The sequence below is a fragment of the Butyricicoccus sp. genome (genome assembly GCF_050872565.1).
Classification (GTDB): Bacteria; Bacillota; Clostridia; order Oscillospirales; family Butyricicoccaceae; genus Butyricicoccus_A.
The window spans coordinates 1-4,821 of record NZ_JBNMHC010000166.1; the positions used below are offsets into that span (position 1 = coordinate 1).

At 47.6% G+C, this 4,821-nt stretch carries 7 protein-coding genes and 1 tRNA gene; 5 read left to right on the forward strand and 3 right to left on the reverse strand.

The genetic code is table 11. The features are described from left to right. Positions 1-21: 21 nt before the first annotated feature. Positions 22-106 (forward strand) — tRNA-Tyr (locus tag ACR0P9_RS07675). A 425-nt stretch (positions 107-531) separates the two neighbouring features. Here ACR0P9_RS07675 and ACR0P9_RS07680 read toward each other — a convergent pair. Continuing rightward, positions 532-1,485 carry an alpha/beta fold hydrolase gene (locus tag ACR0P9_RS07680; protein ID WP_432618889.1) on the reverse strand — a complete coding sequence of 318 codons (954 nt, stop codon included), beginning with the start codon at positions 1,483-1,485 and terminating at the stop codon, positions 532-534. A gap of 206 nt (positions 1,486-1,691) precedes the next feature. Between ACR0P9_RS07680 and ACR0P9_RS07685 the strand changes: the two genes are divergently transcribed. Beyond that, positions 1,692-1,967 carry a DUF1292 domain-containing protein gene (locus tag ACR0P9_RS07685; protein ID WP_432618891.1) on the forward strand — a complete coding sequence of 92 codons (276 nt, stop codon included), beginning with the start codon at positions 1,692-1,694 and terminating at the stop codon, positions 1,965-1,967. 65 nt (positions 1,968-2,032) lie between these two features. On the opposite strand, the gene ACR0P9_RS07690 is transcribed toward ACR0P9_RS07685, so the two are convergent. Together ACR0P9_RS07690 and ACR0P9_RS07695 are read right to left on the reverse strand one after the other, a co-directional pair. Continuing rightward, positions 2,033-2,407 carry a hypothetical protein gene (locus ACR0P9_RS07690; protein WP_432618893.1) on the reverse strand — a complete coding sequence of 125 codons (375 nt, stop codon included), beginning with the start codon at positions 2,405-2,407 and terminating at the stop codon, positions 2,033-2,035. Continuing rightward, positions 2,404-3,096, reverse strand: a complete 693-nt coding sequence (locus ACR0P9_RS07695; protein WP_432618895.1) for a uracil-DNA glycosylase — start codon at positions 3,094-3,096, stop codon at positions 2,404-2,406. The genes ACR0P9_RS07690 and ACR0P9_RS07695 overlap by 4 nt, the downstream gene beginning before the upstream one ends. Before the next feature lie 170 nt (positions 3,097-3,266). Between ACR0P9_RS07695 and ACR0P9_RS07700 the strand changes: the two genes are divergently transcribed. The 3 genes from ACR0P9_RS07700 to ACR0P9_RS07710 all read left to right on the forward strand — a co-directional run. After that, positions 3,267-3,890, forward strand: a complete 624-nt coding sequence (locus ACR0P9_RS07700) for a Crp/Fnr family transcriptional regulator (protein WP_432618897.1) — start codon at positions 3,267-3,269, stop codon at positions 3,888-3,890. A 129-nt stretch (positions 3,891-4,019) separates the two neighbouring features. Further along, the gene (locus ACR0P9_RS07705) at positions 4,020-4,394 is read left to right on the forward strand and encodes a GntR family transcriptional regulator (RefSeq protein WP_432618899.1); all 375 of its coding nucleotides are present in this window, start codon (positions 4,020-4,022) and stop codon (positions 4,392-4,394) included. Further along, on the forward strand, positions 4,391-4,821 hold a 431-nt coding region (locus tag ACR0P9_RS07710; protein ID WP_432618901.1), incomplete at its 3' end, for an ATP-binding cassette domain-containing protein. The genes ACR0P9_RS07705 and ACR0P9_RS07710, both read left to right, overlap by 4 nt.

Below are 4,821 nucleotides of genomic sequence, written 5' to 3' on the forward strand. Positions count from 1 at the left end.
ATTTCATAACAAAGTAAATATGGGAGGTTTCCCGAGTGGCCAAAGGGGGCAGACTGTAAATCTGTTGTCAACGACTTCGGTGGTTCGAATCCACCACCTCCCACCAAGAGACAGAGTATCGAAAGGTGCTCTGTTTTTTTATACAGTTAAAAGCCTTCCTCTTTGAGGAAGGTGGCGCGGCGTCAGCCGTGACGGAAGGAGCAGCACGCGAACAGATATGCTTTAGAGTCAATCTGATACGTATTTTGTCAATCTGGAAAAACTCCCTCAGTCTTGCCGCAACGCGGCAATCCAGCTCCCTCAACGAGGGAGCTGGATTGGCTCTCCCTCTGGGAGAGCTGTCATTTGCCTTGCAAATGACTGAGAGGGCTGATCTAACAGGTTCGTATCAGGCAAATCTCAGAGAGTTGAGAGCTTGTACAAGCCCTCTCTATCGCTGCGCGACATCTCTCCCAAAGGGAGAGCCAAGTTTGGTTTATGCGTAAAACAAAAGCCTTCCCCCGGAGGGAAGGCTGAGCGTATCGATTTATATTATCCTTTTGGCAGGTGGCGCAGCTGCTTTTCCAGCCAGCGGCTAATATCGCCGTATACCTGCTCTTTGTTCAGTTCATTGAGCACTTCATGGCGGCTGCCTTTATAAAAAATGACATCAACGTCATGACAACCGACGGCGCGATAGGTCGCCGCGATTTTGCGCACCCCTATGCCATAATTGCCGGTTGGGTCAGCATCTCCGGATAAAAACAAGATCGGCATGTTTGCCGGTGTTTTTTTGATGCTTTGCATTCGATTGCAGTTTTGTTCCAGATAGAACAAATCACGGAAACCTGCTGCTGTGAGAATAAAATTACACTTGGCATCCGATTGGTACAGCGATACGACAGAGCGGTCGCGCGTCAGCCAATCAAACGGAGACTGGCAATTCGGAATGCGGGAGTTATATCTGCCAAATACCAAATTGTTCAGCATACAGCTGCGGTATAACGGGCCGTGCGTGCGGATGGCAGAATTGGCAATCTGAATCGCAAGCGGCGTCACTGTGTGCGGCGCAGGGGAGCCGCTTAAAATACAGCCGTCGATTTTCTGCCCGTAACGTGCGAGATACAGGCGGGCAACCATGGAACCCATAGAATGTCCAAATAAAAAGTACGGCAGGTGCGGCCATTGCCGCTTGATTTTATCTGTCAAGGTCGCAACATCATCAATGAGCACACTCCAGCCGTGATGATGACCGAAAAAGCCCAACGTACCGGAAGGCGGAACCGAAGAGCCGTGTCCTAAATGGTCGTTGCCGCAGACAATATAACCGAGGGAACAGAGATATTTGGCAAAAGCCGTGTAGCGCGTGAAATATTCACACATGCCATGGCTGATTTGTACAATGCCGCGCAGTTTTACACCGACAGGGCGAAAGACATAGTATGATATTTTGGCATCTCCACCAGCGGCACTGGGATACATATTCTGGGTAAAACGGACATCCATTCCAACGATCTCCCTTCCTGCGTGTATATCTTTATCATAGCATATTCTCGACGAAAGGTACGTGCGAAAAACAAAAATTTACAAATGATTTAAAAAGTGCAAGGTGTTGGAAAAATATGCTCTGGCTCTTGAAACCGGCAGGACATATGAGTATAATAAGAGAAACAAGGATTTTTTCATGTATTGTGTAGGAAGGAGCGAGACAAATGGCTATGGAAGAGCAGGAAGGCATCATCACCCTGACCAATGAAAACGGCGAAGAGATCGAATACGAACTCGTTGACTCGATCACTTACGAGAATGCAGAATATGTTGTGCTGTTGCCAGTAGAGGACGGCGACTGCGAAGCAGTTATTCTTGCGGTAGAATCGGACGGCGACGAGATGGAAAACTATGTCGCTGTGGATGACGAGGAAATCCTCGAAGGCGTGTATGAGATCTTCAAGGAGCGGTTTGCAGATCAGCTGGATTTTGCAGACTGATACAAACGAACAGAAAAAGAACCTTTCGCAACAAACACGAAAGGTTCTTTTTGTTTGCCTGAAACTCAATTTCGATACTTGGCGCGCAGTGCCAGATAGACCACATGGACAACAGCCGCCGTGAGCGCACTCAACAGACACAGCTTGCGGGTATACAGCAGGAATACCCCTTCCGATGCGGCAAAAAACAGCACGAGCAGGACAACCGCACCTATAACACCAATCAGCATACTGATGCGCATGAGGACAAACAGACCGCGAAATGCCGGCAGTTTTTCGCGCACAGCACCAAATGTGATCTTTTTCCAAGGGGACAAAGCGGCGTAAATTTCCCGCACTTGGGGATTGCTCGACCGCTGGACGAGCTGCCATTGATACAAAAGCGGGATGATTTCATTCAAAAAGAGAAAAATAAGCAGCGATTCCAGCAGATTTCTCATGATGCATCCTCCGGTTTGGTGTTGACGACATTCCAGTCAATCGGCGTCATGCCGTGGTCATACAGGAATTGATTGGCCTGAGAAAAATGGCCGCATCCAAAGAAACCGCGATAAGCAGACAGCGGAGATGGATGCGCACATTCCAGAATCAAATGCTGTGGTTTGTGAATCAGCTCTTTTTTCTTGCGGGCATTGGATCCCCACAGCAGGAAGACCATCGGTTGGTCGCGCTCACCGAGCAGAGAGATGATGTGGTCGGTGAGAATCTCCCAGCCCTTGCCCTTATGCGAGTTTGGCTGTCCTTCTCGAACCGTCAAAACCGTGTTGAGCAGCAAAACGCCCTCTCGTGCCCACGGAACCAGACAGCCGGAGGCGGGCGGGAACATGCCAATGTCGTCGTGCAGTTCCTTAAAGATATTTTGCAGGGATGGCGGCATTGGAACACCAGCGCGCACGGAAAAGCACATGCCGTGCGCCTGACCAAATCCGTGATAGGGGTCTTGCCCCAAGATGACTACCTTTACATCGGAATATGACGTATATTTTAATGCGTTGAAAATATCTTTCATCGGCGGATAGATGCGCTGAGACTGATATTCCTGCTTGAGAAAGTCGCGAAGCTGAAGATAATACTCCTTTTCAAATTCTTCTGCGAGCAGCGCGTCCCATTCGTTACCAATTTGAACCATAGTGACAGAATCCTTTCCTGTTTCTTTCTATGCATTATAGCATAGGCGGACAGCAAAGTAAAATTGACAGAAAAAATATCAAAAAATGAAAATAGATGAATGCAATTTTGGGAAAAAGAGAGTATACTGTTTTTAACTAATATCTAATATTGATTGTAGAGGATGGAAAAATGGAAGAAGTAATTCGGCTGATTCAACAGAAGTATCAGCTTACAGATAAAGAGATGCTGCGTGACATGGCGGAGCATATGACGATATATCATGCGAAAAAAGGCGAAAAGATTATTACCGAGGGAGAGAAGCAGTCCAATGTGTATTTTCTCATCAGCGGCATTATCCGCGGCTTTTATTTTAGCGAGCAGGGAAAAGAAATTACCGATTGCTTTGTCTATGAGCCGGGAGAGATTATCGCCAGTGATCTGCTGGAAGAGAGCAGAGCTACGATTACAGAACAGGCATTGGTAGAAAGTGAACTTGCTGCGCTGCCGATTTCAGAGATTTATCGGCTGATGGGCAAGTATCAGGAAATCATGAAGATTTATCTTGCGTGTATGAATTTGAGCTTGTATCGACATCGAAACCATAAAATAGCGTTGTCTCGATATTGCGCGGAAAATCGCTATCGCTGGATGAAACGGACGTATCCGGGTCTGGTAGACCGCATCAAAATCAAACACATTGCCTCGTATCTCAATATCACCCAGCAGACTATGAGCAACCTGCGCAAGCGCGAGAAAGAAGAACAGTCGGGGACAGCATCGGATGCAGAGCATCTGGATGTTGATGATATATAACCATTCTGGGGAAAAGGGCAGTTCGCAAGAGCTGCCTTTTTTGTAACCAAATTGTAGTTGCTTTTCCCTGCGGGGCAAGCTATACTGAGTGTACTAATTATGATAGTACACATAGAAAGGAGGCACGGCATGATTCATTTGGATTTTCATGACCCACGGCCGATTTACGAGCAGATTGTCGAGCAATTCGAGATGCTCATTGCGCGCGGCGCATTGGCGGCGGATGAGAAAATTCTCAGCGTGCGGCAATTGTCTGTAGAATTGTCGCTCAACCCCAATACGGTGCAAAAAGCGTACAGTGAGCTGCTCAGCCGCGGAGAAATTTATTCGGTTCGCGGCAAAGGAAATTTTGTATCCGGCAATCAAGTCTGTATCCAGAACAAAAAGCTGGAACAAATTCGAGGAGAGATACTTTCTTTGCTCAAACAGGCAAAGGACTTTGGCGTAACCAGGGAACAGCTGCGTGCGCTTCTGACATCGCTGATGGAGGTGGAACAGCTATGATTCAAGCACAGGGCGTGACCAAACGATTTGGCAAGAATCTGGCGTTGGACAACGTGACCGCGGAAATCAAAACCGGTTCAATTTATGGACTCATCGGTTCCAATGGCGCGGGAAAATCGACATTTTTACGCATTCTGGCGGGCATTTTGCAGCCGGATCAGGGCAGTATCCAAATTGACGGCGCGGGAGTATATGAAAACACCGCGCTCAAACAGAAATGCTTTATGATTTCTGATGAACAGTATTTTTTCTCCGGCGCAACGCCGCGGGATATGAAGGATTATTACAAGAGTATTTATCCGTACTTTGATGAAAATCGCTATCGCAGTCTGATGAGCAATTTTGGACTGGATGAAAAGAGCAAGCTGCGCACGTTCTCCAAGGGCATGAAAAAGCAGGTGTCCGTGATTTGTGCGGCGTCGTCCGG

Bases quoted from the DNA above. Each gene is read 5' to 3' on its own strand.
- ACR0P9_RS07685 (WP_432618891.1), top strand. From the start codon at position 1,692: ATGGCTATGGAAGAGCAGGAAGGCATCATCACCCTGACCAATGAAAAC.
- ACR0P9_RS07680 (WP_432618889.1), bottom strand. From the start codon at position 1,485: ATGGATGTCCGTTTTACCCAGAATATGTATCCCAGTGCCGCTGGTGGA.
- ACR0P9_RS07705 (WP_432618899.1), top strand. From the start codon at position 4,020: ATGATTCATTTGGATTTTCATGACCCACGGCCGATTTACGAGCAGATT.
- ACR0P9_RS07690 (WP_432618893.1), bottom strand. From the start codon at position 2,407: ATGAGAAATCTGCTGGAATCGCTGCTTATTTTTCTCTTTTTGAATGAA.
- ACR0P9_RS07700 (WP_432618897.1), top strand. From the start codon at position 3,267: ATGGAAGAAGTAATTCGGCTGATTCAACAGAAGTATCAGCTTACAGAT.
- ACR0P9_RS07695 (WP_432618895.1), bottom strand. From the start codon at position 3,096: ATGGTTCAAATTGGTAACGAATGGGACGCGCTGCTCGCAGAAGAATTT.